The sequence below is a fragment of the Bradyrhizobium sp. CCBAU 45321 genome, from assembly GCF_028128975.1.
GTDB classification, from domain to species: Bacteria; Pseudomonadota; Alphaproteobacteria; order Rhizobiales; family Xanthobacteraceae; genus Bradyrhizobium; species Bradyrhizobium yuanmingense.
The window spans coordinates 103,369-127,692 of the sequence record NZ_LFKZ01000126.1; the positions used below are offsets into that span (position 1 = coordinate 103,369).

The 24,324-nt window shown below is 64.0% G+C and carries 26 protein-coding genes; 14 read left to right on the forward strand and 12 right to left on the reverse strand.

What is annotated here, in order from left to right; all coding sequences use genetic code 11:
• Window positions 1-54: 54 nt before the first annotated feature.
• The 6 genes from ACM43_RS23865 to hemJ all read right to left on the reverse strand — a co-directional run bounded on the left by ACM43_RS23865 (window position 55) and on the right by hemJ (window position 7,739).
• Window positions 55-921, reverse strand: coding sequence for a ParA family protein (locus tag ACM43_RS23865; RefSeq protein ID WP_025033064.1), 867 nt, complete (start codon window positions 919-921; stop codon window positions 55-57).
• 29 nt (window positions 922-950) lie between these two features.
• Window positions 951-1,724 (reverse strand): 16S rRNA (guanine(527)-N(7))-methyltransferase RsmG, encoded by a 774-nt coding sequence (gene rsmG, locus ACM43_RS23870; RefSeq protein ID WP_404544981.1) that lies wholly within the window; start codon window positions 1,722-1,724, stop codon window positions 951-953.
• Between the two features lie 23 nt (window positions 1,725-1,747).
• Window positions 1,748-3,628 carry a tRNA uridine-5-carboxymethylaminomethyl(34) synthesis enzyme MnmG gene (gene mnmG, locus ACM43_RS23875; RefSeq protein ID WP_271543230.1) on the reverse strand — a complete coding sequence of 627 codons (1,881 nt, stop codon included), beginning with the start codon at window positions 3,626-3,628 and terminating at the stop codon, window positions 1,748-1,750.
• Window positions 3,629-4,116: 488 nt separating this feature from the next.
• Window positions 4,117-5,472: a tRNA uridine-5-carboxymethylaminomethyl(34) synthesis GTPase MnmE gene (mnmE, locus tag ACM43_RS23880; protein WP_271543232.1), complete on the reverse strand. Its 1,356-nt coding sequence runs from the start codon at window positions 5,470-5,472 to the stop codon at window positions 4,117-4,119.
• A 311-nt stretch (window positions 5,473-5,783) separates the two neighbouring features.
• The gene (gene rho, locus ACM43_RS23885; RefSeq protein ID WP_008133567.1) at window positions 5,784-7,049 is read right to left on the reverse strand and encodes a transcription termination factor Rho; all 1,266 of its coding nucleotides are present in this window, start codon (window positions 7,047-7,049) and stop codon (window positions 5,784-5,786) included.
• Between the two features lie 255 nt (window positions 7,050-7,304).
• Window positions 7,305-7,739, reverse strand: coding sequence for a protoporphyrinogen oxidase HemJ (gene hemJ / locus ACM43_RS23890; RefSeq protein WP_271543239.1), 435 nt, complete (start codon window positions 7,737-7,739; stop codon window positions 7,305-7,307).
• A 462-nt stretch (window positions 7,740-8,201) separates the two neighbouring features.
• On the opposite strand from hemJ, the gene ACM43_RS23895 reads away from it, so the two are divergent.
• Genes ACM43_RS23895 through dnaQ form a run of 4 tightly spaced genes read left to right on the forward strand, consistent with a single transcriptional unit; the run spans window position 8,202 to window position 11,040 of the window.
• Window positions 8,202-9,047: a pyruvate, water dikinase regulatory protein gene (locus ACM43_RS23895; protein WP_036003121.1), complete on the forward strand. Its 846-nt coding sequence runs from the start codon at window positions 8,202-8,204 to the stop codon at window positions 9,045-9,047.
• A gap of 9 nt (window positions 9,048-9,056) precedes the next feature.
• Window positions 9,057-9,665 (forward strand): Maf family nucleotide pyrophosphatase, encoded by a 609-nt coding sequence (locus ACM43_RS23900; RefSeq protein ID WP_271543242.1) that lies wholly within the window; start codon window positions 9,057-9,059, stop codon window positions 9,663-9,665.
• A gap of 23 nt (window positions 9,666-9,688) precedes the next feature.
• Window positions 9,689-10,288: a dephospho-CoA kinase gene (gene coaE, locus ACM43_RS23905; RefSeq protein ID WP_271543690.1), complete on the forward strand. Its 600-nt coding sequence runs from the start codon at window positions 9,689-9,691 to the stop codon at window positions 10,286-10,288.
• A gap of 29 nt (window positions 10,289-10,317) precedes the next feature.
• A complete protein-coding gene (gene dnaQ, locus ACM43_RS23910; RefSeq protein WP_271543244.1) occupies window positions 10,318-11,040 on the forward strand; it encodes a DNA polymerase III subunit epsilon in 723 nt (240 codons plus the stop codon).
• Here dnaQ and secB read toward each other — a convergent pair.
• On the reverse strand, window positions 11,031-11,519 hold the full coding sequence (gene secB, locus ACM43_RS23915; RefSeq protein WP_036003132.1) for a protein-export chaperone SecB: 489 nt from the start codon (window positions 11,517-11,519) through the stop codon (window positions 11,031-11,033). The two genes, dnaQ and secB, sit on opposite strands and share 10 nt — an antisense overlap.
• Window positions 11,520-11,916: 397 nt before the next feature.
• Here secB and ACM43_RS23920 point away from each other — a divergent pair, with 397 nt between their 5' ends.
• The 3 genes from ACM43_RS23920 to ACM43_RS23930 are packed head-to-tail and all read left to right on the forward strand — an operon-like array spanning window position 11,917 to window position 14,724.
• On the forward strand, window positions 11,917-12,624 hold the full coding sequence (locus ACM43_RS23920; protein WP_036044972.1) for a Tim44/TimA family putative adaptor protein: 708 nt from the start codon (window positions 11,917-11,919) through the stop codon (window positions 12,622-12,624).
• Window positions 12,602-14,137 carry a murein transglycosylase A gene (locus ACM43_RS23925; protein ID WP_271543246.1) on the forward strand — a complete coding sequence of 512 codons (1,536 nt, stop codon included), beginning with the start codon at window positions 12,602-12,604 and terminating at the stop codon, window positions 14,135-14,137. The genes ACM43_RS23920 and ACM43_RS23925 overlap by 23 nt, the downstream gene beginning before the upstream one ends.
• A complete protein-coding gene (locus ACM43_RS23930; protein WP_157285164.1) occupies window positions 14,134-14,724 on the forward strand; it encodes a Smr/MutS family protein in 591 nt (196 codons plus the stop codon). Before ACM43_RS23925 ends, ACM43_RS23930 begins: the two co-directional genes overlap by 4 nt.
• A gap of 158 nt (window positions 14,725-14,882) precedes the next feature.
• On the opposite strand, the gene ACM43_RS23935 is transcribed toward ACM43_RS23930, so the two are convergent.
• The 5 genes from ACM43_RS23935 to hslV all read right to left on the reverse strand — a co-directional run bounded on the left by ACM43_RS23935 (window position 14,883) and on the right by hslV (window position 19,237).
• The gene (locus ACM43_RS23935) at window positions 14,883-16,007 is read right to left on the reverse strand and encodes a hypothetical protein (protein ID WP_271543249.1); all 1,125 of its coding nucleotides are present in this window, start codon (window positions 16,005-16,007) and stop codon (window positions 14,883-14,885) included.
• 28 nt (window positions 16,008-16,035) lie between these two features.
• Complete coding sequence (hslU, locus tag ACM43_RS23940; RefSeq protein ID WP_036003145.1) at window positions 16,036-17,340, reverse strand: ATP-dependent protease ATPase subunit HslU; 1,305 nt, start codon at window positions 17,338-17,340, stop codon at window positions 16,036-16,038.
• A 49-nt stretch (window positions 17,341-17,389) separates the two neighbouring features.
• A complete protein-coding gene (locus tag ACM43_RS23945) occupies window positions 17,390-18,007 on the reverse strand; it encodes a DUF2585 domain-containing protein (RefSeq protein WP_271543252.1) in 618 nt (205 codons plus the stop codon).
• Window positions 18,004-18,486: a GNAT family N-acetyltransferase gene (locus ACM43_RS23950; protein ID WP_271543254.1), complete on the reverse strand. Its 483-nt coding sequence runs from the start codon at window positions 18,484-18,486 to the stop codon at window positions 18,004-18,006. Before ACM43_RS23950 ends, ACM43_RS23945 begins: the two co-directional genes overlap by 4 nt.
• A gap of 190 nt (window positions 18,487-18,676) precedes the next feature.
• Window positions 18,677-19,237 carry an ATP-dependent protease subunit HslV gene (hslV, locus tag ACM43_RS23955; RefSeq protein ID WP_036003154.1) on the reverse strand — a complete coding sequence of 187 codons (561 nt, stop codon included), beginning with the start codon at window positions 19,235-19,237 and terminating at the stop codon, window positions 18,677-18,679.
• A 191-nt stretch (window positions 19,238-19,428) separates the two neighbouring features.
• Here hslV and hisB point away from each other — a divergent pair, with 191 nt between their 5' ends.
• The 7 genes from hisB to coaA all read left to right on the forward strand — a co-directional run bounded on the left by hisB (window position 19,429) and on the right by coaA (window position 24,169).
• Window positions 19,429-20,022 carry an imidazoleglycerol-phosphate dehydratase HisB gene (gene hisB, locus ACM43_RS23960; protein ID WP_036044988.1) on the forward strand — a complete coding sequence of 198 codons (594 nt, stop codon included), beginning with the start codon at window positions 19,429-19,431 and terminating at the stop codon, window positions 20,020-20,022.
• Between the two features lie 64 nt (window positions 20,023-20,086).
• Window positions 20,087-20,617 (forward strand): DUF2628 domain-containing protein, encoded by a 531-nt coding sequence (locus ACM43_RS23965; protein ID WP_271543258.1) that lies wholly within the window; start codon window positions 20,087-20,089, stop codon window positions 20,615-20,617.
• Window positions 20,614-21,264, forward strand: coding sequence for an imidazole glycerol phosphate synthase subunit HisH (hisH, locus tag ACM43_RS23970; protein WP_271543260.1), 651 nt, complete (start codon window positions 20,614-20,616; stop codon window positions 21,262-21,264). Before ACM43_RS23965 ends, hisH begins: the two co-directional genes overlap by 4 nt.
• On the forward strand, window positions 21,261-21,998 hold the full coding sequence (gene hisA, locus ACM43_RS23975; RefSeq protein ID WP_271543692.1) for a 1-(5-phosphoribosyl)-5-[(5-phosphoribosylamino)methylideneamino]imidazole-4-carboxamide isomerase: 738 nt from the start codon (window positions 21,261-21,263) through the stop codon (window positions 21,996-21,998). The genes hisH and hisA overlap by 4 nt, the downstream gene beginning before the upstream one ends.
• A 3-nt stretch (window positions 21,999-22,001) precedes the next feature.
• Window positions 22,002-22,775, forward strand: a complete 774-nt coding sequence (hisF, locus tag ACM43_RS23980) for an imidazole glycerol phosphate synthase subunit HisF (protein ID WP_057025778.1) — start codon at window positions 22,002-22,004, stop codon at window positions 22,773-22,775.
• Between the two features lie 77 nt (window positions 22,776-22,852).
• Window positions 22,853-23,176, forward strand: coding sequence for a phosphoribosyl-ATP diphosphatase (locus ACM43_RS23985; RefSeq protein WP_271543263.1), 324 nt, complete (start codon window positions 22,853-22,855; stop codon window positions 23,174-23,176).
• A gap of 36 nt (window positions 23,177-23,212) precedes the next feature.
• Complete coding sequence (coaA, locus tag ACM43_RS23990) at window positions 23,213-24,169, forward strand: type I pantothenate kinase (RefSeq protein WP_036003185.1); 957 nt, start codon at window positions 23,213-23,215, stop codon at window positions 24,167-24,169.
• Window positions 24,170-24,324 lie beyond the last annotated feature (155 nt).

A 24,324-nucleotide genomic window follows, 5' to 3' on the forward strand; every position in this document is an offset into this window, starting at 1 on the left:
ACGGAGATAGACCGCGGTGGGTTACGCCTTCGGCTAACCCACCCTACGGCAGCGTCAATGCGTGGTGCGCAACTCGCGCTCGCGCTGGATCACTTCGGTGGCGAGGCGCAAGTAAGCTTCGCTGCCGACGCATTTGAGGTCGTAGACCAGCACCGGCTTGCCGTAGGACGGCGCTTCCGAGATGCGCACGTTGCGCGGGATCATGGTCTTGTAGACCTTCTCGCCCATGAACTGGCGGACGTCGGCGACGACCTGGTTCGACAGGTTGTTGCGCGAGTCGAACATGGTCAACACGATGCCGTGGATCGACAGGTTCGGATTGAGTGTCGAGCGCACCTGCTCCACCGTCTGCAACAATTGCGACAGACCTTCGAGCGCGAAGAACTCGCATTGCAGCGGCACCAGGATCGCATCCGAGGCCGCCATCGCGTTGACCGTGAGCAGGTTGAGCGAGGGCGGGCAGTCGATCAGCACGTAGGTGTAGTCGGCGTCCGGGGAGACGTTGTTGTTGAGCGCGCCGATCGCGTCGCGCAACTTGAAGGCGCGGCCGGGCGTGGTGCCGAGCTCGAGCTCGAGGCCAGAGAGATCCATGGTCGATGGTGCGATGTGCAGCCGCGGCACCGCGGTCGAGACCACCGCCTCGCGCAAGGCGGCTTCGCCGATCAGCACGTCGTAGGTCGAGCAGGAGCGGTTGCGGCGATCGATGCCGAGGCCGGTCGAGGCGTTGCCCTGGGGATCGAGATCGACGATCAGGACGCGCTCGCCAATCGCCGCGAGCGCCGTACCAAGGTTGATCGCTGTGGTTGTTTTCCCCACTCCGCCCTTTTGATTCGCCAGCGCGAGGATGCGCGGATGGCCGTGGGGGACCTCGTCGGTCTTTTGGGCCGTCTGTTCTTGCTGCGGTTCGTCAATCACGCTCATCGCAATTCCCCCACTCACCCCTCAACGCCTCAGCTGCGCCGTTCGGCGGCATTGAGCTCCACGATCCAACCGTCGCCCGTGCGGCTTTGGTGGAGCTGCGGCCGAATACTCCAATATTTAGCGGCTTCGGTCAATTCAGCCTCTACATCTTGACCCTTGAGAAACAACGCTCTTGCGCCCTGGCGCATCAGCGGCTCCGCAAAGCCGATGAGTTGATGTAGCGGAGCCAGCGCACGCGCGGTGACGCAATCGACGGGGCCGGTGATTCTATCCACATTATCCCCGATCTCAGCGAGATGTACGACCCCCGGAGATGTGGTGACGCGGATCGCTTCGCGCAAAAAGGCGGCCTTCTTGGCGATTCGCTCGACCAGATGGACGCTCGCCCCGGGCCTGCCGGCCATGGCGCAGGCGAGCACGACGCCGGGAAATCCGCCGCCGCTCCCGAGATCAGCCCAGCGTTTTGCAGCCGGTGCGAGATCGAGCAGCTGGAGCGAGTCAGCGATGTGCCGGGTCCAGAGGTTTGACAAGGTCGATGGCGCGACGAGATTGGTCTTGGCCTGCCACTCCCGGAGTAGCGCGATGTAGCGATCAAGCCGCTCCTCGGTTTCACGTGAAACGGGAGCGAGCTTGAGGGCGGCGATCTTGTCCGCGGCGATGATGGAATCGAGCGCCTTGTCGTTGGCTGTGGCCTTGCTGATCTTCGGGCTGGCCGACCCAGATTCAATTCGCCGCCCAGCGCCCTCACCCGCTCCGGGTCGTCGCGATGGCGGTCGATCTCCGCCCGGTCCGCGCTGTTTCACGTGAAACGCCTATGCGATTGGCTTTATGCGATTGCTTTGGAAGTCTTCCGTGCCTCGCGGCGGAGATAGGCCGCAAGAATGCCGAGCGCCGCCGGCGTCATCCCGTCGATCCGGCCGGCTTGGCCGACGGTGAACGGTCGTGCCTTCTCCAGCTTGGCGCGCACTTCATTGGAGAGACCGGGAACGAGCTGGTAATCGACATCCGCCAGCACCATGCCCTCGTCGCGCCGGAAGGCTTCAACGTCGGCACTCTGTCGCTCCAGGTAGACGTCGTACTTGGCGTCGATCTCGAGATGGGTGGCGATGACGGGATCGATGGCCGACAGCTCGGGCCAGATCGCGCGGACCTGGCTCCAGCCGATCTCCGGATAGGCCATCAGCTCGAACGCCGAGCGGCGTTGGCCGTCCCGGTTCAGCGACAGCCCGTGCTTGATGGCTTCGTTCGGAGTGATGGTCAGGGACTTCGACAACGTCCGGGCAGCGTTCAGGGCGTCCATCTTGGCGCGATGATGCCTGATCCGGGCGCTGCCGACACATCCCAGAGCGATCCCTTTCTCGGTCAGACGTTGGTCGGCATTGTCGGCCCGCAGCGTCAGCCGGTACTCGGCCCGCGAGGTGAACATCCGATAGGGCTCGCTGATTCCGCGGGTGACGAGGTCGTCGATCATCACACCGAGATAGCCGTCGGCACGGTCGAACACGGTGAGCGCGGCACCGCTGGCGGAGAGCGCGGCATTCAGGCCGGCGACGATGCCCTGCCCGGCGGCCTCCTCATATCCGGTGGTGCCATTGATCTGCCCGGCCAGGAAGAGACCGCGCAGACGCTTGGTCTGGAGGGTCGGATCGAGCTCGCGGGGATCGATGTGGTCGTATTCGATGGCGTAGCCGGGACGGACCATCCTCACCCGCTCCAGGCCGGGAATGCTGGCGAGGATCGCGAGCTGGACCTCTTCGGGGAGCGAGGTCGAGATGCCGTTGGGATAGACGGTCGTGTCGTCGAGCCCTTCCGGCTCCAGGAAGATCTGGTGACCGTCGCGGTCGCCGAAGCGGACGATCTTGTCCTCGATCGAGGGGCAATAGCGTGGACCGGAACTCTTGATCTGGCCGGAGTACATCGGGGAGCGATGGACATTGGCCCGGATCACCTCATGGGTCGCGGACGTGGTCCGGGTAATCCCGCACTGGATCTGCGGCGTCGTGATCCGCTCGGTCATTACCGAGAACGGCTCCGGCGGCTCGTCGCCGGGCTGCATCTCGACTACGGACCAGTCGATGGTGGTGCCGTCGAGACGCGGCGGCGTCCCGGTCTTGAGACGCCCAAGAGTGAAGCCGGCGCGCTCGAAGGAGCTGGAAAGGCCCATCGCAGGCGCCTCGCCGACACGTCCGGCGGGCCAGTTCTTCTCGCCGAGATGGATGAGACCGCGGAGGAAGGTGCCGGTGGTCACGACAATGCCCCCTGCCCGGAGCTCCCGGCCGTCGGCCAGGCGAAGCCCGGTCACCCGACCATCGACCACGACCAGCTCGTCGGCTTCGCCCTCGATGACGGAAAGACCTTCGGTCTGGAGGATCGCGGCCTGCATCGCCGCCGCATAGAGCTTGCGGTCGGCCTGGGCCCGCGGACCGCGGACGGCAGGACCTTTCCGACGATTGAGAACGCGAAACTGGATGCCGCCCGCATCGCCCACACGGCCCATCAGGCCGTCGAGCGCATCGACCTCGCGGACCAGATGCCCTTTGCCGAGGCCGCCGATGGCGGGATTGCAGGACATCGCGCCAACGGTGGAGAAACGGTGCGTTACCAGAGCGGTCGTTGCACCCATCCGGGCAGAAGCAGCCGCGGCCTCACAGCCGGCGTGGCCGCCGCCGATGACGATGACGTCGAAGCTCTCTCGCTCTGTTCGCATGGACGGACTTCTAGCTTAGCGGCGAGCAAGCCGGAAGTGGAAACTCCGTGGGCCGTGTTTCACGTGAAACAAGCGCGGCCCAGGGCGGCAGCACTTTCGCGAAAACAACCCCATGCACGGTAGGAGGGGCATTGAGCCATATGGTGTTTCACGTGAAACAAGATCGGGGGCTTACTGCGGTAGATGGGCCGAGCACACGAGCCCTATCACGTGCCCCTTGCCTGGTACCGGAGCTGCCAGTGGAACGCGGGGAACCGCATCATACGCCCTCATTGCGAGCGTAGCGAAGCAATCCAGAGTTTCGCGGCAGAAACAGTCTGGATTGCTTTTCGCAAGGCCTCCTCGCAATGACGCGATTCGAAGCACAGCCATCGCCTTCGCGCTCTCTCTGTAGATCGGAACGGCCGACCGACATGGCGGCCCCGGCGCTGTTTCACGTGAAACAGAAGAAATGGAACAAGCGCTAGTTCTACAATGAAGAACTAGCGCTACTTTCCGATGCAGAACTTCTGGAAGATGGCCCCAAGGACGTCCTCGACGTCTACCCGGCCCAAGAGCCGGCCCAAGGCATAGGCGGCCGTCCGCAGCTCTTCGGCCGCGAGCTCCTCACCGTGTTCTACAAGGTCCAGACTCCGGCGCAAGCTGTCTGAGGCCCGGCTCAATAACTCGCGCTGGCGGGCCCGGGTCACCATGGCGCCCTCGGTGGTTCCGAAGAACTCCGAAGCGAATTTCACCAGCGCCTCGACCAGCTCAGGCATGCCGTCGCCCCGGCTTGCCGAAATCCCAAACTCGCTCGGCTTGGCTCTTCCGACCCCGCCGAGATCGATCTTGTTGCGCACGATCCAAACTGAGCCGCCGCGCGAAGCAGCGCCGTCCGCCGAAGTCCAGCGCGAGCGCGTTGTAGCCGGATCAACGGCTTGCCCGCCCTCCACCAGCCACAGCACCAGGTCGGCGTCCTCGGCCCGCGCGCGGGCGCGGCGCACGCCCTCCTGCTCGACCGGATCGTCGGTCTCGCGGATACCGGCGGTGTCGATGACCGTGACGGGATAACCGTCGAGATCGAGCTGCACCTCGATCACGTCGCGCGTGGTGCCGGCATGCGGCGAGACGATCGCGACTTCGCGGCGCGCGAGCTGGTTGATCAGCGTCGACTTGCCGACATTCGGCTCGCCGGCGATGGCAACGACGAGGCCCTCGCGAAGCCGTTCAGAATGCCCCTGTGCCGCAAGGACTTTCGTGATTTCATCGTGAAGCGCTCTGATTGCTTTCACCGCCGGTGCCCGCAGCTCCGCCGGCACGTCCCCTTCATCGGAAAAATCGATGCCGGCCTCGATCAGCGCGGAGGCCTCGATGATGCGCTCGCGCCAGTCGCGCGCACGGTCGCCGAGCAGGCCCTGCAATTGGCGCAGCGCTTGGCGGCGCTGGCGGTCCGTGTCGGCGTGGATGAGGTCGTCCAGCCCCTCGGCCTCGGTCAGGTCGAGCTTGCCATTCTCGAAGGCGCGGCGCGTGAACTCGCCGGGGTCGGCCGCACGCGTATTCGGGATATCGGAAATCACAGCGAAGAGCGCCGCCAGCACCGCCCGGCCGCCATGAACGTGAAACTCGGCAACATCCTCGCCGGTGGCGCTGGCCGGTCCTGGAAACCAGAGCACGACTGCATCGTCGATCGGCTGGCCCGCGCCGTCCCGGAGCAGCCGACGGCTCGCCTGTCGCGGCGCCGGCAGCCGGCCCGCAAGCGCCGTCAGCGCCGCGCCGGCTTGCGAGCCGGAGACGCGGACCACTGCGATCGCGCTGGGCGCCCGCCCGGATGACAGCGCAAAAATGGTCTGGTCTCGCGGATGCATAGCCTATTTGTCCGGCTGCGGCCGAAAACGCAAACGTCCGTTTTTCGCGATCGAACCAACCGGATTTGCTGCACCAGATTCTGCAGCAAATCGATTTCGCATCGCAATATAACCGCAGCCTTTTGCTGCAGTTTGCCTGATCGGAAGAGGAGAGGCCGACCAGAATTTCAAGTATTACTTTTCGATATCAACAGCTTAAAGAGAAACGGAGATCGGGTAGCGGCTGCCGCTCATGCTGCACATTCGCTGCAGCAAAACCGCAGCAAAAAGGGGCGCCTGAAGGCGCCCCAGAATTCTTTATTGCAGTGCACTCAGGTGTTCATGGAGTCGAAGAACTCCGAATTGCTCTTGGTCGAGCGCAGCTTGTCGAGCAGGAAGTCGATCGCGTCCATCGTCCCCATCGGATTGAGGATGCGGCGGAGCACGTACATCTTCTTGAGCACCTGCGGATCGGTGATGAGCTCCTCCTTGCGGGTGCCGGAGCGCGAGATATCGATTGCCGGGAAGGTGCGCTTGTCCGAGACCTTGCGGTCCAGGATCAGTTCGGAGTTACCGGTGCCCTTGAACTCTTCGAAGATGACTTCGTCCATGCGGCTGCCGGTATCGACCAGCGCGGTCGCGATGATGGTCAGCGAGCCGCCCTCCTCAATGTTGCGGGCCGCGCCGAAGAAGCGCTTCGGACGCTGCAGCGCGTTGGCATCGACACCGCCGGTCAGCACCTTGCCGGATGACGGCACCACGGTGTTGTAGGCGCGGCCGAGGCGCGTGATCGAATCGAGCAGGATCACGACGTCGCGGCCGTGCTCGACCAGGCGTTTTGCCTTCTCGATCACCATCTCGGCGACCTGGACGTGGCGGACCGCCGGCTCGTCGAAGGTCGAGGACACGACCTCGCCCTTCACCGAGCGCTGCATGTCCGTGACTTCTTCCGGACGCTCGTCGATCAAGAGCACGATCAAATAGCATTCGGGGTGATTGTGCGTGATCGAATGCGCGATGTTCTGCATCAGCACGGTTTTACCGGTGCGCGGCGGCGCCACGATCAAGGCGCGCTGGCCCTTGCCGATGGGCGCGACGATGTCGATCACGCGTGCCGACAGGTCTTTCCGCGTGGGGTCGTCGATCTCCATGCGGAAACGCTGATTCGGAAACAGCGGCGTGAGGTTGTCGAAATTGACCTTGTGCTTGGCCTTTTCCGGGTCCTCGAAATTGAGCGTGTTGACCTTCAGCAGCGCGAAGTAGCGTTCGCCCTCTTTCGGGCTGCGGATGTGGCCTTCGATGGTGTCGCCGGTGCGCAGGCCGAAACGGCGGATCTGCGAGGGCGACACGTAGATGTCGTCGGGGCCCGGCAGATAATTCGCGTCGGGCGAGCGGAGAAAGCCGAAGCCGTCGGAGAGAACTTCGACGACGCCCTGGCCGACAATATCGGTTTCGGCGAGCGCCAGCTGCTTAAGGATGGCGAACAGCAGCTCCTGCTTGCGCATGGTGCTGGCATTCTCGACCCCATTCTCCTCCGCGAACGAGACGAGCTCGGCCGGCGTTTTGGACTTGAGGTCTTCGAGTTTGATTTCCCGCATTGGGGTGGTCCTGTGGGGTAACCTGAAAAGAGGGGGTGCGAGGAGGCTCTGAAATGCGGACGCGAGCAGGTGCAGGTAAGGTCCGCAGGTCTGGCAAGGTGAACGCCGGTGAGGCTTCAATCCTGATGCGGGGTCCGGCCTCTGGAAGGCTCGGACACAACCACATCCGCCTGCGTTGGGTGGGATATCGATAATATAGAAAATCGCCTAGCGCTCCGCAAGCCGAAGCGCTGAGCGAATCGTCGCGCGGGCTGCCTAGAACGGCTTCACGATCACCAAGATGACGATGAAAATCATCAGGACGGTCGGCACCTCGTTGATAATCCGATAGAATTTCTGGCTTCGCGGGCGGCGATCGGCGGCGAAATCCTTGACCCAGCGTGAAAAATAGCCGTGGACCGCCGAGAGCACCAGGACCAGTGCCAGTTTGACGTGCAGCCAGCCGAACGAGAACCAATGCCCGGACCAGGCGAGATAGAGCCCGGCGAGCCAGGTGACCATCATCGCGGGGTTGATGATTGCCTTGAGCAGCCGGCGTTCCATCACCTTGAACGTCTCCGACTGCTTCGAGCCGATTTCGGCCTCGCAGTGATAGACGAACAGCCGCGGCAGGTAGAGCATGCCGGCCATCCAGGAGATGACGGCGATCACGTGTAGCGCCTTGATCCAGAGATAGACGTCTTCGAACATTTTCGGGGGGTCCGGCTTGCTGCCCAGCGCGGGGAACGCTGGGGATAGTAAGAACCCGTTAAGGTCTTACCCCGCACACATATCCCTCCGTAGCGCCTTCCTCAAATCTAGAATCTTAGATTCTTAAGGTTTGAGTCTATGTGACCGTGGATTGGACTCACACAATTCCGTCCGCGCGTTCACGTGCGCTTGTTCACATCCATCCACATATTCCGGACCGCCTTTGTCGACTTCCGATAAGTCAGCCGGCTTCAAAGGCTTGCGCGATTGTATCGGCAGCTTATCAAGGGACTTGTCCGCGCAATCCCGTTTCCCTCTCGGCGGGGCGTCGGATTTGTCCTGACCGGCAGCGGTGTGAAGAAAATCACGCCTTGTCCCGCCCCTGGTGTCGCGCATCCCTTTCCGAGAGGTTAAGCTCCACAGAAATCCACAAACCACCCCAACGAAATTCAAAGGGTTTTTGTGCCGACCTCGAACAATTATTTCCATCTCCACCTGGTCTCGGACTCCACGGGTGAGACGCTCATCACCGTGGCGCGCGCGGTCGCGGCCCAATACGCCAACGTGACGCCGGTCGAGCACGTCTATCCGCTGGTGCGCAGCCAGAAGCAGCTCGACCGCGTGCTCGATGAGATCGAGGAAGCTCCGGGGATCGTGCTGTTCACGCTGCTCGAGAAGGATCTGGTCGCCAGACTCGAGGATAAGTGCAAGCAGATCAATGTTCCGAGCCTCTCGATCATCGGGCCGGTGATGCAGCTGTTCGAGGCCTATCTGGGAGCAGCGACCACCGGCCGTGTCGGCGCCCAGCACGTGCTCAACGCGGAATATTTCAAGCGCATCGATGCCTTGAACTACACGATGATCCATGACGACGGTCAGCATGTCGAAGGTCTCGACGAGGCCGACGTGGTACTGGTCGGGGTGTCCCGGACATCGAAGACGCCGACATCGATCTATCTCGCCAATCGCGGCATTCGCACCGCCAACGTGCCGCTGGTGCCAGGCATTCCGGTGCCCCCGCAATTGGAGACGCTGACGCGGCCGCTGGTGGTTAGCCTGCACGCGACGCCGGAACGCCTGATTCAGATCCGGCAGAACCGCCTGCTGTCCATGGGCGCCGAGTCCAGCAGCGGCAGCGATACCTACACCGACAAGCAGTCGGTCACGGAGGAGGTCGCGTTCGCGCGCAAGCTGAGCGCCAAGCATGACTGGCCGCTGCTGGACGTCACGCGCCGCTCCATCGAGGAAACCGCGGCGGCGATCATGAAGCTGTATAGCGATCGCCAGCGCAACCGGCCGTCCGAGTAAGTGTCGTCGATGAGTCTGTGGCGCGGCAAAAGTCCGTTGATCCTGGCCTCGCAAAGCAGCGCGCGCAAAATGCTGCTGGCCAATGCCGGGCTCGACTTCGAAGCCGTCACCGCTGATATCGACGAGCGTGGCATCCAGGCCGCGTCAAAGCTCTCCAACCCGCGCGAGATCGCCCTGCTCTTGGCCCGCGAAAAGGCCAAGGCTGTTTCTGCCTGTTATCCCGGACATCATGTGATCGGCGCCGACCAGACGCTGGCGCTCGGGAGCCGTCTCTTCAACAAGCCGGCAGGCCGCACCCAGGCGCTGGCGCAATTGCGCGATCTCGCCGGTCAGACGCACGAGCTGAATTCCGCCGTCGCCGTGGCGCAGGATGGCAGGATTCTCTTCGAGGACATTTCCGTGGCGCGCATGACCATGCGGGGAATGAGCGAAGCCGAGCTTTCGGCCTATCTCGACGCCGCGGGCGACGCTGTGACCAGTAGCGTCGGCGCCTATCAGCTCGAGGGCCTCGGCATCCATCTGTTCGAGCGCATCGAGGGCGACCATTTCACCATTCTCGGCCTGCCGCTGCTGCCGCTGCTTGCGTATCTGCGCAGCGAGCAGCTAATTGCGGTGTAGATGCGAGAGAAGGCTGGGTGCTGATGCGAATTCTCGGACTGACCGGCTCGATCGGGATGGGCAAATCCACCACCGCGACATTGTTCGCGGAGGCCGGCGTCCCCGTCTACGACGCCGATGCCGCCGTGCATCAGCTCTATGAGGGCGAGGCCGCCCCCGCGATCGAGGCCGCTTTCCCCGGCACCACCGCGAATGGCAAGGTCGACCGGCAAAAGCTGTCGGCGCGCGTCGTTCACGATCCCGTCGCGATCAAGCAGCTCGAGCAGATCGTTCATCCCATGCTCGGCGCGTCCCGGCAGAAATTCTTTGCCGACGCCGAGGCCGCCAAGGCGCCGGTCGTGGTGCTGGACATCCCGCTGCTGTTCGAGACCGGCGGCGAGAAACGGGTCGATGCCGTGGTCGTCGTCTCGACCTCGCCGGAGCTGCAGCGCCAGCGGGTGCTGGCGCGCGGCACGATGGACGAGGCCAAGCTCGATGCCATCATCGCCAAGCAGATGCCGGATGCCGAGAAGCGCAAGCGGGCCGATTTCGTGGTGGATACCTCACACGGACTTGACCCTGTGCGGGCCCAAATCGCGCACATCCTGGCCGAGGTCGTTAAGATGCCGCAGCGGCGGACCTGATTCGCCGCCTCACACGGCTTCCAAGAGACATGCGCGAAATCGTCCTCGACACCGAAACCACCGGCCTCGATCCGCTGCGCGGCGATCGGTTGGTCGAGATCGGCTGCGTCGAGATCTTCAACCGCATGCCGACCGGACAGACGTATCACGTCTACATCAACCCCGAGCGGGACATGCCGGCGGAAGCGTTTGCGGTGCACGGATTGTCGTCCGAGTTCCTGGCGACCAAGCCGTTGTTCCACGAGGTCGCCGACGACTTTCTGGCATTCATCGGCGACGCCCCGCTGGTGATCCACAACGCCTCGTTCGACATCGGCTTCATCAATGCCGAGCTCGACCGCATCAAGCGCGCTGCGATCCCGCGCGAGCGCCTGGTCGATACGCTGCTGCTGGCGCGTCGCAAGCATCCCGGCGTGTCCAACCGGCTCGACGATCTCTGCTCGCGCTATTCGATCGACAATTCACACCGTACCAAGCACGGCGCGCTGCTGGACGCCGAGCTGCTCGCCGAGGTCTACGTCGATCTGGTCGGAGCGCGGCAGTCGCAGCTGCTGCTGGCCTCGGACGCCGAGGAGATCAGGGTCAGTAGCACCGGCGATGCGCCGCGGCGGCAACGCCCGGTGCCGCTCGCGCCGCGGATTTCCGAAGCCGAGCGCGAGGCCCATCGGGCCTTCATCGCAACGCTCGGCGACAAGGCGATCTGGAACGAGTACCTGCCCGCTCCAGCCGTGCTGGCGGCGGCTCAGGCCTGACCGGCCTGTCCGCCCTGAGCGGCCATTTGCCGCTCCATGTTCTGGCGGTAGAGACCGACGAAGTCGACCGGATCCAGCATCAGCGGCGGGAACCCGCCATCGCGAACCGCCGTCGCAATGATCTCGCGTGCGAACGGGAACAACAGGCGCGGGCACTCGATCATGACCAGCGGGTGCAGGTTCTCCTTGGGCACGTTGACGATCCGGAACACGCCGGCATAGGCGAGCTCGAACGAGAACATCACTTTACCGGCGGTCTCGGCCTTGCCCTCGACCGACAACGTCACCTCGAATTCCTGTTCACTGAGATTGTTGGCGTTGACGTTGATCTGGATGTTGATCTGCGGCGGCTGGCTCTGCGGCTGAAGTGAGCTCGGCGCGTTGGGATTTTCGAACGAGAGGTCCTTGGTGTATTGCGCCAGCACGTTGAGCTGGGGAGCCTGAGCCGCCTCGGGAGGGGTACCGTTACCGTTGGTCATGAAAGTGTCTCCTTACCCGATTGGGGCTGAATTTCGCGGCGGTTGGCTAACATAGGGCCGGCTCGTTCCACAAGGACGAACGGTCCCGGACCAGGAATTCGGGCCGCAATCGCGCCTTTGACGTTCCTCCTGCCTTTTCCGCGAAATTTCGCCTTAAACGATTGAAGATGCGCCATTTCCGGACAGGATCGGGTTTCCCCTTAAGCATAAAACGCGCTACACTTGGCGCTGTGCCAAAAGGCGCCATTGGCCGGGCCAGATTTCGTGCCTACATCCCACGGACCTGACGTGGACCCAAAATGGTGATGTAGTCTTGCCGTTTCCGTAAGGAACGGTCTACTGGCCGGATTGATTTTCCCGGCAACGAGCCCTGCAAAGACCAGAAAGCGAATACGACGTGGACATCTACACCATCATATTCCTGGCGCTGGCCGTCTTCATCTTCTTGCGGCTGCGTAGCGTGCTGGGGCAGCGTACCGGCAACGAGCGGCCGCCGTTCGATCGCACCGCCGCCCGCAACGCGCTCGGAGGCGCCCAGGACAACAACGTCGTGACCATGCCGGGCAAGGTGATCGACCAGGCCCCGCTGGCGCCGACGGCCGAGCCGACCGCGCCGGCCGATCGCTGGAAGGGGCTGACCGAGCCGGGCACGCCGCTGGCGCAGGGTCTCGATGCCATCGTCGAGAAGGATTCCAGCTTCGACCCGCGCCATTTCCTCTCGGGTGCGCGCGGCGCCTACGAGATGATCGTGCTGGCTTTTGCCAATGGCGACCGCCGCGCGCTGCGCGATCTGTTGTCGTCGGACGTCTATGACAGCTTCGACGCCGCGATCAAGGAGCGCGAGAAGAACGAGCAGAAGACCGAGACGCGGTTCGTGTCGATCGACAAGGCCGAGCTCGTCGGCGCCGAGTTGCGCGATCGCAGTGCGCAGCTCACCGTGCGCTTCGTCTCGCAGATGATCTCGGCCACGCGCGACAAGGCCGGCAACATCGTCGACGGCAGCGCCGACACGGTCGCCGACATCACCGATATCTGGACTTTCGCCCGCGACACCTCCTCTCGCGATCCGAATTGGAAGCTGGTTGGCACCGGAAGCGCGAATTAAGATCTTCCTGAAGAACGGCGCGACGGCGCTTTGCGCAGCCGCCGTCGCGCTGTCGTCGTTTTCGCTCGGTGCCGAGGCGGCGCGGCGTCACCATCGCAGCCACTACCACCATCTGCCGCGAACGCCTGCCGCTCCGCCGCGGGCCTTGCCCTATCCGCAGCTCACCCTGCCGTTCGAAATTCCCGGCGCGCAATATCTGCCGCTGGCCTGGGCGGACGTGAAGGGATGGGGCGACGACAATCATCTCGCCGCGTACAAGACCTTCCGCGCCAGCTGCAAGCCGATCAATGCGCAGAACGGCGAAGCCAAGGCCGAGCCCAAAGCTTTGGGCACCTCGCTGGGCGAGCCCTGCCGGGTTGCCAAAACCCTCGATCTCGTCGACGACGGCAAAGCGAAGAGCTTCTTCGAGGAGAACTTCACGCCGCTGCGGATCTCGCGGCTCGGCGAGCCCGACGGATTCGTCACCGGCTATTACGAGCCGGTGCTGGAGGGATCGCGAACGCAGACCGATGTCTACAACGTGCCGGTCTATCGCCGTCCCTCGAACCTGTTCGTGCGCGGCTACAAGCAGGATGCGCTCAGCCTGCCCAACAAGGGCCCGGTCTATCGCAAGATCGGCCGCCGCAAGCTGGTGCCCTATTACGACCGCGGCGAGATCGAGGACGGCAAGATCGCCGGCCGCGGGCTCGAGATTGCCTGGCTGAAGGATCCGACCGATCTGTTGTTCGCGCAGATCCAGGGCTCGGCCCGCATCAAGTTCGACGACGGCAGCTCGGTTCGGCTCAATTACGATGCCTATAACGGCTATCCCTACACGGCGGTCGGTCGCATCCTGATCGAGCGCGGCATCATCCCGAGAGAGGAGATGTCGATGCAGAAGATCAGGGAGTGGATGGCGCAGAACCCCGACGGCGCCAAGGAGCTGCGCCGCGCGAACCGCGCCTACATCTTCTTCCGCGAGGTCAACCTCTCCGACAAGGAGGAGGCAGTCGGCGCGCAAGGCATTCCCTTGACCGCGGGGCGCTCCATCGCGGTCGACAAATCGCTGCATGTCTACGGCACGCCGTTCTTCATCGAGGGCGAGCTTCCGATCGAGTCGGAACGCGCCAAGACGCCGTTCCGCCGGCTGATGATCGCGCAGGACACCGGCTCTGCCATCATCGGGCCCGCACGGGCCGATCTGTTTTTCGGCGCCGGCGCGGATGCCGGCCGTGTCTCCGGCCGGCTGCGCCACCCCATGCAATTCGTGATGCTAGTGCCGAAGAGCCTCGATCCCGCCCCGCGCGCCGCGAAGCTGCCGATCCCGGACCCAAGGCCCGCCGAGAAGATCGCAAAGCTGTTTCCGCAAACCGATCCGGCGAAGACTGGCACGCCTGTCGCCGCGGCAACGCAAGGCAAGACCGAAACGATTGCGGTCGCCGGCCCCATTCCCCTGCCCGTGCCACGTCCCGCGATCGAGCCTGCCCCTGAGCCGCGCCGTCCGGCGAAGAATCGTCCCCATCGCCCGCAATGAAACGGCCGTCCCGTCCGCCCGTGCTGGAGCCTCGCCCCTCGCCGCGTCGTCGCGCGCTGAGCGAGGAGGAGCGCGAGCTGTGGGATCTCGTCGCAAAGCATGTCAAGCCGCTGCGAAAGCATCGCGCGGCCAAGGCGCATGCTACCCCGCGCGCCGAATCTTCGCCCGGGTCCCAGGTGACGAGGACTTCGCCACCGTCAAGGCCGGTTGCCGCTGCACCGGCGCCGCGCGTTGCAAAGCCGTCTATTCCGCCGCTGGCGCCGCTTGGCAAGCGCGAGCGGACCAAGCTGTCGCGCGGCCGCAGCGAGATCGAGGCGCGGCTCGACCTGCACGGCATGACCCAGATGCGCGCCCATCGCGCGCTGGCCGGCTTCCTGCACCGCGCCCATCAGGACGGCCTCACCTTCGTGCTCGTCATCACCGGCAAGGGACGCAGCGGCGGCGAAAGCGGCGTGCTCCGCCGCCAAGTGCCGGAATGGCTCAGCCTGCCGGAATTCCGCGCCTTCGTGGTCGGCTTCGAGGAAGCCGCGATCGGCCATGGCGGCGAGGGGGCGCTGTATGTGCGGATCAGGCGCCCCAGGGGTTAGCGGTTCTACACCTCTCCCGCTTGCGGGAGAGGTCGGCGCGAAGCGCCGGGTGAGGGCTCTCTCCTCTTGGGGATTCCCGCCGCCGAGAAAGCCCTCTCCCCAACCCTCTCCCGCAAGCGGGAGAGGGAGCGCACCTCCGATGCCGCGCAAGCAGAGCTCTAAAACGGCCGGATGATTCCGACGCGTGGGATCAGCGTGAGTATCAAACCGAAGATGTTGGTCTTCCGATCCTCCGCCGGAATCGGCGCTGCTTCCTGCTTGGCCGGCAGCATCTTCACCGCGTGCAGGATCAGGAACATGCAGACCGCCCAGTTCGAGATCCAGCGTGAATAGTCGAACACCATAGCGAACATCACAAGATAGGCGACACTGATGCCGACCAGTGCTGCGATGACGAGCCGCTTGTGCAGATCGCCGGCGAGCGCGCCGATCAGGCTGGCAAAGAAGCGCCACAGCGGCGCGTGCAGCCAGATCAGAAGCGCGAACACGGGCACGCCGAGGATGTTGTGCGGCAGGCGGCCCCAGGTGTCGGCAACCTCCTTCGCCAGCGGCTGGTACCAGATGTAGGCGAATTGCAAGAGGTCGATGCGCGCAGGATCGGCCATCCGGCTTTTGAGATAGGCGACGAAGTCCGCTTCGGGGACCGGCATCGTTCCCAGAAACTGCGCGGCGAAGAACAGCGCGGAGACAATGGCGAGAGCGACCCCGCCGAAGACAACATTGCTGCGGTCACAGCCGTAAGCAAGGTAATGCCGGATCACGACGATGGTGATGATCGTCGGCACGTACATCAAGAGATGAATGTGATGGATCAGCACGAGAACGATCGAGAACAGCGCAGCCATGACCACGAAGACCAGCGAGCCCGCCGGCATCAGCAGCAGGATGATCGCCAGCGCGCAGCCATAGATGTCGAAATGGCCGAGCGTGTGCATGAAGTTCTTCAGGAAGAACGGCGAGCCGGCGGTGAAGACGAACAGCGGCAGCGTTTTCGCGGAGAAGCCGAACGTGTTCTGGAAGAGCCTGGCATAGAGGCCCAGCGTTGCAAGCCACGTCGCCCCGCCGAGCGCGAACACTGGCCATACCGGCACCTTGTCGGTGAACAGCGCGACGATTGCCCCGATCAGCGCGCGCTTGATGAAGCCGAAATGATAGTCGACCAGGAGGTGGATGTACGGGACATAGGGCGGCAGCTGGATCTTGTGAATGAGCACGCCAACGATGACCGCCGCGTTGATCGCGAGCAGGAGCCGCCAGGGATTTTGCAGGATGCGTACGGTCACGCCGCATCCATAGCGTGACCGCCCTGAATTACAAAATGAACCGGCTGAGATCCGCGTTCTTGGCGAGGTCGCCGATGTGCTTTTGCACGTAATCCGCATCGAGCCGAACGGTCTCGCCGTTGCGGTCGGGGGCGGTGAAGGAGATCTCGTCCAGCACCCGCTCCATCACGGTCTGCAGCCGCCGGGCGCCGATGTTCTCGACCGTCGAATTGACGGCAACCGCAATGTCGGCCAGCGCGTCGATGGCGCTGTCGGTGATGTCGAGTGTCACGCCTTCGGTCTGCATCAGGGCGACATATTGCTTGATCAGCGAGGCCTCGGGCTCGGTCAGGATGCGGCGCATGTCGTCGCGGGTCAGCGCCTGCAACTCGACGCGGATCGGAAGGCGGCCCTGCAATTCCGGCAAGAGGTCGGACGGCTTGGCGACGTGGAAGGCGCCCGACGCAATGAACAGGATGTGGTCGGTCTTGACCGCGCCGTGCTTGGTCGAGACCGTGGTGCCCTCGATCAGCGGCAGCAGATCGCGCTGGACGCCCTCGCGCGAGACGTCGCCGCCGACCCGGCCGTCGCGGGCGCAGATCTTGTCGATCTCGTCCAGGAACACGATGCCGTTGTTCTCGACCGCGCTGATCGCCTCCAGCGTCAGCTGCTCGGTGTCCAAGAGCTTGTCGGATTCCTCGTTGACGAGGATCTCGTGCGAGCTCTCCACCGTCAGCCGGCGCGTCTTGCTGCGGCCGCCGAGCTTGCCGAAGATGTCGCCGAGCGAGATCGCGCCCATCTGGGCGCCCGGCATGCCCGGGATCTCGAACATCGGCATGCCGCCGCCCGACGACTGCGTCTCGATCTCGATTTCCTTGTCGTTCAGTTCGCCGGCGCGCAGCTTCTTGCGGAAGGATTCGCGCGTCGCCGAGCTCGCATTGGCGCCGACCAGCGCATCGAGCACGCGCTCCTCGGCGGCAAGCTGGGCGCGCGCCTGCACGTCCTTGCGCTTGCGCTCGCGCACCTGCGCGATTGCGACCTCGACGAGATCGCGGATGATCTGCTCGACGTCGCGGCCGACATAGCCGACCTCGGTGAATTTGGTCGCTTCCACCTTCAGGAACGGCGCATTTGCGAGCTTGGCGAGCCGCCGCGCGATTTCCGTCTTGCCGACGCCGGTGGGGCCGATCATCAGGATGTTCTTCGGCAGCACCTCCTCGCGCAAGGAGCCGGTGAGCTGCTGCCGGCGCCAGCGGTTGCGCAGCGCGATCGAGACGGCGCGCTTGGCGTCGCCCTGGCCGACGATGAAACGGTCGAGTTCGGAAACGATTTCGCGGGGGGAGAAGTCTGTCATGTCTGATTAGCTAGGGCGGGAGACGGCCAAGGACAAGCCGCATTTTGGGTCAGATGATCGGCGGGCCGGATTGCCACTGCTTCACGGCATCGATCGGATGGATCAGCATCAGGATATTGAGCGTCAGATTGTCGCGAATGTGGAGCGCCAGCACGATCTCGAAGGCCAGCCCCAGCAGCACAGTCGCGGTGACAGGCAGCGCGCGAGCGGCCAGGAACCCCAAGATCATGGCCAGATTGTCCGAGACCGAATTGAGGATGCTGTCGCCGTAATAATCCAGCGAGATCGTGCCGGCGCGGTAGCGCTCGATGATGAAGGGCGAGTTCTCGACGATCTCCCAGGCGCCTTCGATCAGCATCGCGATGATCAGCCGTGCGGGCCAGGAGAGAGGCAGGAAGGGTAACCGCGCGAACAGCAGCCAGGTCAGGCCGTAGAACAGGAAGCCGTGCAGCACGTGTGAGAACGTGTACCAGTCTGCAATCTGCTGGGAATTCTCCGAGCTGTTCACCACGCCGTGCCACAGCTTGATGGTGCCGCAGGCGCAGATCGGCACCCGTCCCATCGCAAGCAGGATCGCGGCTTGCAGCGCCAGCAGCAGCAGCGCGATGCCGACCCAGGCGAGCGGCGGGAAGGTGGTCTTGGCAGCGGGGCTTGCGGCGAGCGTCATGGGTCTCGGATCATCAGGAGTGCGGGACCGTCGGGCGTGACGATCTCGTGCTGCGGCACGAAGCCAGCTTTCTCATAGGCACGAATCGCGCGCGCATTGGAAGGACTCGGGTCTATCACGATGCGCGGCACACCGCGCGCGAAGAGCTGGTCGATGAAGGCGCGGATGAAAGCGGAGCCGTGGCCGCGTCCGAGCATGTCAGCCTCGCCGATGAACTGATCGAGGCCGCGAGTGCCCACGGGCTGCGGGCCGAAGCTGACATGCCAATCGCCGAGCCGGTAGCACTGCAGGTAGGCGAAAGGCCGGCCGTCACGGCTGACGATGAATTGCGCCAGGTCAGGATGATCGAGGTCGCCGCCGACGAATTCAAGCGTCTCCGGATCATGCCACCACTCGGCGACATGCGGTGCGTCGAGCCAGCGCCGGATCAGCGGCATGTCGGCCGCGGTCATGGGACGGAAGGTGTAGCTTTGCGTCATCTAGCGCCCACAGCGGTGCTGCTCTCCCTCTCCCGCTTGCGGGAGAGGGTTGGGGAGAGGGTGTTTCCGCAATGGGACAATCCCCCAGAGGGAAGAGCCCCCACCCGGCGCTTCGCGCCGACCTCCCCCGCAAGAGGGAGAGGCTGCACCGATCGTGCGGAGAGGCTCTCGGACAAATGACCCCTCCGCCCTACCCCGTAGCCAGGCTCTCGATCGTCAGATTCCGGTTGGTGTAGACGCAGATGTCCGCGGCGATGTCCAGCGAGCGGCGGACGATGGTCTCGGCGTCCTTGTCGGTGTCGAGCAGAGCCCGGGCCGCCGCCAGCGCGTAATTGCCGCCGGAGCCGATCGCCATCACGCCGGCCTCGGGTTCGAGCACGTCGCCGGTGCCTGTCAGCACCAGGGAGACGTCCCTGTCAGCCACGATCATCATGGCCTCCAGCCGCCGCAGATAGCGGTCGGTGCGCCAGTCCTTGGCGAGCTCCACCGCCGCCCGGGTCAGCTGCCCCGGATATTGCTCGAGCTTGGATTCGAGCCGCTCGAACAGCGTGAAGGCGTCAGCCGTGGCGCCGGCAAAGCCGCCGATCACGTCGCCCTTGCCGAGCTTGCGGACCTTCTTGGCATTGGACTTGATCACGGTCTGGCCGATCGAGACCTGGCCGTCGCCGCCGACCACCACCTTGCCGCCCTTGCGGACCGTTAGAATCGTGGTGCCGTGCCAGCCCGGCGAGCTGTTCTGGGAGTCCTGCATGAATACCTCACTGTCCGGCCTGATTTAGGCGGTCGGGACCAAGGGCACAACGGGCCGTTCCGGGCCGAATTTCGCTCACCATAGGCAGAAGTAGAGGTCCGGCCGGCCGTTCCCGCAGTAGCGAAGGTGTCATTTGGCTGTTAAGAGACTGGCGTTTTCGGCTCCCTAGCTAGGATGAAAGCCAGCTTTCAATGCGCACCGCGACGATCAAGCGCAAGACCAAGGAAACCGACATCGAGGTCTCCGTGAACCTCGATGGCACCGGCGTGGCCAATATCGCGACCGGCATCGGCTTTTTCGACCATATGCTCGATCTTCTCGCCCGCCATTCCCGCATCGACCTCACGGTCAAGGCGGTGGGCGATCTGCACATTGATTATCACCATACCACCGAGGACACCGGCATCGCGCTTGGCCAGGCGGTCAAGCAGGCGCTCGGCAACATGGCGGGTATCACCCGCTACGCCGGCGTGCACATGCCCATGGACGAGACGCTGACGCGCGTGGTGATCGACATCTCGGGCCGCCCGTTCCTGGTGTTCAAGGCCGACTTCCCCCGGCACAAGATCGGCGAGTTCGACACCGAGCTGGTGCGCGAATGGTTCCAGGCCTTTGCCATCAACGCCGGCGTGACTCTCCACGTCGAGACCCTATATGGCGATAACAGCCATCATATCGCCGAGTCCTGCTTCAAGGGTCTGGCGCGGGCGTTGCGCACGGCCGTGGCGATCGATCCGAAGGCGGCGGGCGAAATCCCGTCCACCAAGGGCTCGCTCGGCGGCTGACATCTTCCGTCTTGCGGCGAAGGCTGCTGGCGGCATCACTGAATTTCGAGAACGGGGCATCACCATGCCTGTCTACACAGTTCACGCTCCCTCACCCGCAGGAGCCGACCCGCGCGCGACCGACAGGATCGTGTTCGTGCGCGACGGCTTCCATTTCTGGGCGATGATCTTCGGTCCGTTCTGGCTGTTGTGGAATCGGCTGTGGCTGGCGCTGATCGGCTATCTGATCTTCCTGGCCGCGTTCAACGCGGGGCTGTCGAGCCTCGGCGTCGGGCGCTCCTCGATCTTCTTCGCCGATTGCATCGTCGCGCTGCTGATGGGCCTCGAAGCCTCGAGCCTGCGCCGCTGGACCTTGTCGCGCGGCAAATGGCGCCAGCTCGACATCGTCGTCGCCGACGACAGCGATACTGCGGAGCGCCGCTTCTTCGAGCGCTGGAGCCAGAAGCAGAACGGCAGCGCTGGCGATCAATGGGCCGTCGATCGCGGCGGCCCTCCGCCGACCCGCAATGTGCCGGGTCAGCCATTCTCGAACCCGCCGCCGCTTCCGGCCGGCGGCATCATTGGGTTGTTTCCAGAACCGGGAGGGTCAAGATGAGCGTCGCCATCATCGATTACGGTTCCGGCAATCTGCATTCCGCCGCGAAGGCCTTCGAGCGCGCCGCGCGCAGCCTGGAGAGCCCGCAAAAGGTCTTTGTTACCAGCGATCCGGACCAGGCTTACGAGGCTGACCGCCTGGTGCTGCCCGGCGTCGGTGCCTTCGCCGATTGCCGGCGCGGGCTCGATGCCGTCAACGGCATGGTCGAGGCCATCACCGAAGCGGTGCGCGTCAAGGCGCGGCCGTTCTTCGGCATCTGCGTCGGCATGCAGCTGATGGCGAGCCGCGGCAAGGAACACGTCGTCACCGAAGGCCTGAACTGGATCGGCGGCGACGTCGAGAAGATCACGCCGCGCGATGAAAGCCTGAAGATTCCGCACATGGGCTGGAATACGCTCGAGGTGCTCAGGGAGCATCCGTTGCTGGACAAGCTGCCGCTCGGTCCGAAGGGTCAGCACGCATATTTCGTGCACTCCTATCACCTCAACCCTGCCAGCGAGGCGGACGTGCTCGCCCGCGCCGATTACGGCGGGCCCGTCACCGCGATCGTCGGCAAGGACACCGCCATCGGAACGCAGTTTCACCCCGAAAAGAGCCAGCGTTTTGGTTTGGCCCTGATCTCGAACTTCTTGCGATGGAAACCTTGATTCTCTTTCCCGCGATCGACCTCAAGAACGGCCAGTGCGTGCGCCTCGAGCAAGGCGACATGGCGCGCGCGACCGTGTTCAACCTCGATCCGGCCGCGCAGGCGCAGAGCTTTGCCGAGCAGGGTTTTGAATATCTCCACGTCGTCGACCTCGACGGTGCCTTCGCCGGCAAGCCGGTGAATGCCGGGGCGGTCGAGGCGATGTTGAAGACGATCAAGATTCCGGTGCAGCTCGGCGGCGGCATTCGCCATCTCGCGACCGTCGAAGCCTGGCTCGACAAGGGCATCACCCGCGTCATCATTGGCACCGCCGCGGTGCGCAATCCGGAGCTGGTGAAGTCTGCGGCGAAGAAATTTCCCGGGCGGGTCGCGGTCGGGCTCGACGCCCGTGACGGCAAGGTCGCGGTCGAAGGCTGGGCCGAGACTTCGCAGGTGACTGTGCTCGAGATTGCCAAGCGCTTCGAGGATGCGGGCGTTGCCGCCATCATCTTCACCGACATCGCGCGAGACGGCCTGCTCAAGGGCTTGAACTTAGAGGCGACCATCGCGCTGGCCGATGCCATCTCGATTCCCGTGATCGCCTCCGGCGGCCTCGCCTCGATCGAGGACGTGAAAGCCATGCTGACGCCGCGCGCGAAGAAGCTCGCCGGCGCGATCGCCGGCCGCGCGCTCTATGACGGCCGGCTCGATCCAACTGTGGCCCTCACCTTGATTCGCGACACGCGCAGGAGCTGACCCATGTTCAAGGTGCGCGTGATCCCCTGCCTCGACGTCAAGGACGGCCGCGTCGTCAAGGGCGTCAATTTCGTCGATCTCAGGGATGCCGGCGACCCCGTCGAAGCCGCCATCGCCTATGACGCCGCCGGCGCCGACGAGCTCACCTTCCTCGACATCACCGCGACCCACGAGAACCGCGGCATCATGCTGGACGTGGTCCGTCGCACGGCGGAAGCCTGCTTCATGCCTGTCACCGTTGGCGGCGGCGTGCGCGAGGTCAACGACATCAAGACGCTGCTGCGCGCCGGCGCCGACAAGGTGTCGATCAACAGCGCCGCGGTGGCGCGGCGCGAATTCGTCAAGGAAGCCGCGGAAAAATTCGGCGAGCAGTGCGTGGTGGTCGCGATCGACGCCAAGCGCGTCAAGCGTCCGGGCGGCGACCGCTGGGAGATCTTCACTCATGGCGGGCGCAACTCGACCGGCATCGACGCGATCGAATACGCCCAGGAGGTGGTTTCACTCGGCGCCGGCGAGATCCTGCTCACCTCAATGGACCGCGACGGCACAAGGCAGGGATTCGACATTCCGCTGACCCGGGCGATCGCCGACAGCGTTCCCGTTCCCGTGATCGCCTCGGGCGGCGTCGGTAATCTCGACCATCTCGTCGACGGTATCCGCGACGGGCACGCCACGGCGGTGCTGGCGGCTTCGATCTTCCATTTCGGGGAATTTACGATTCGTGAGGCCAAGGAGCACATGGCGCGACGCGGGCTGCCGATGCGCCTCGATGCCTGACGACTCCCGTTCATAAGAATGCTACGCTGGTGGCTGGGGATAGCCGCCGTGGTCCCATGTGTTTCCGAGTGAGTCCGATGCCGCGTTTCACGATCCATGATCTGGCCGAAACCATCGACGCCCGCGCAGCGTCCGGCGGCGACGCGTCCTATACCCGCAAGCTGCTCGACAAGGGCCCCGAGCATTGCGCCAAGAAGTTCGGCGAGGAAGCAGTCGAAACCGTAATCGCTGCAGTCGAAAACGATCGCGCGCATCTGATCGCTGAAAGTGCCGACCTGCTCTATCATTTCCTTGTGCTGCTGAAGGCACGCGGCATAAAGCTGGAAGAGGTCGAGGCCGCGCTGGACAAGCGGACCACGATGTCCGGGCTGGAAGAGAAGGCGTCGCGCAAGGGCGGCTAGGCAAGGGCGAATAGATCGCAACGGAAAGGCGGCGTCATGGATATCCGCGCACCCGAGCAGCAGTACAATCCCTACCGCGTTTATACGCGCGAGGAATGGGCGCGACTGCGCGACGATACGCCGATGACGCTAGAGCCGGGCGAGTTCGACCGGCTGCGTTCGCTGCACGATCGCCTTGACCTGCAGGAGGTCGAAGACATCTATCTGCCGCTGTCGCGCCTGTTGTCGATCTACGTCGATGCGATGCAGCGGCTGTATTACGCCGAGCGCCAGTTCCTCAACATCAGGGACCGCAAGGTGCCCTACATCATCGGCGTCGCCGGCTCGGTGGCGGTCGGGAAATCCACCACGGCGCGCGTGCTCCAGGCGCTCCTGGCGCGCTGGTCGCCGCGGCCGAAGGTCGAGCTGATCACCACGGACGGATTTCTCTATCCCAACGCGGTGCTCGAGCGGCACGGCATCATGCAGAAGAAGGGTTTTCCGGAGAGCTACGATCTGCCGATGCTGCTCAACTTCCTCTCCGACATCAAGGCCGGCCGCCGCCACGTCCGTGCGCCGGTCTATTCGCATCTGACCTACGACATCGTGCCGAACCAATGGGCCGAGATCGACCAGCCCGACATACTGATTGTCGAGGGCGTCAACGTGCTGCAGACCGGCAAGCTGCCGCGCGACGGCAAGGCGGTGCCGGTGGTTTCCGACTTCTTCGATTTCTCGGTCTATATCGACGCCGACGAAGCGGCGCTGCGGCAATGGTACATCAAGCGCTTCCTGGCGCTGCGCGACACCGCGTTCACCAATCCAAAATCATACTTCAACCGTTATGCGCTGTTGTCGGACGAGGAAGCCACCGCGACCGCGATCGCGATCTGGGAGCGCACCAACCTCGCCAATCTCGAGGACAACATCCTGCCGACCCGGCCCCGTGCGACGTTGATCCTCAAGAAGGGCGCCGACCACACGGTGGAGAGCGTGGCGCTCAGGCGGCTGTAGCCAAGCCGGAACAGCCGAGCCGGTTGCAATTTTCCCGCTGAGTATCTTTTGATGCAGACCGGCAAAGGGTATTGGGTTATGGCCTTCGACAACGTGAGGGGCCATGGTTGATCGTCTCAGAAGCGCTGCAGAGCATCTGGAAGCGCCGACATGTC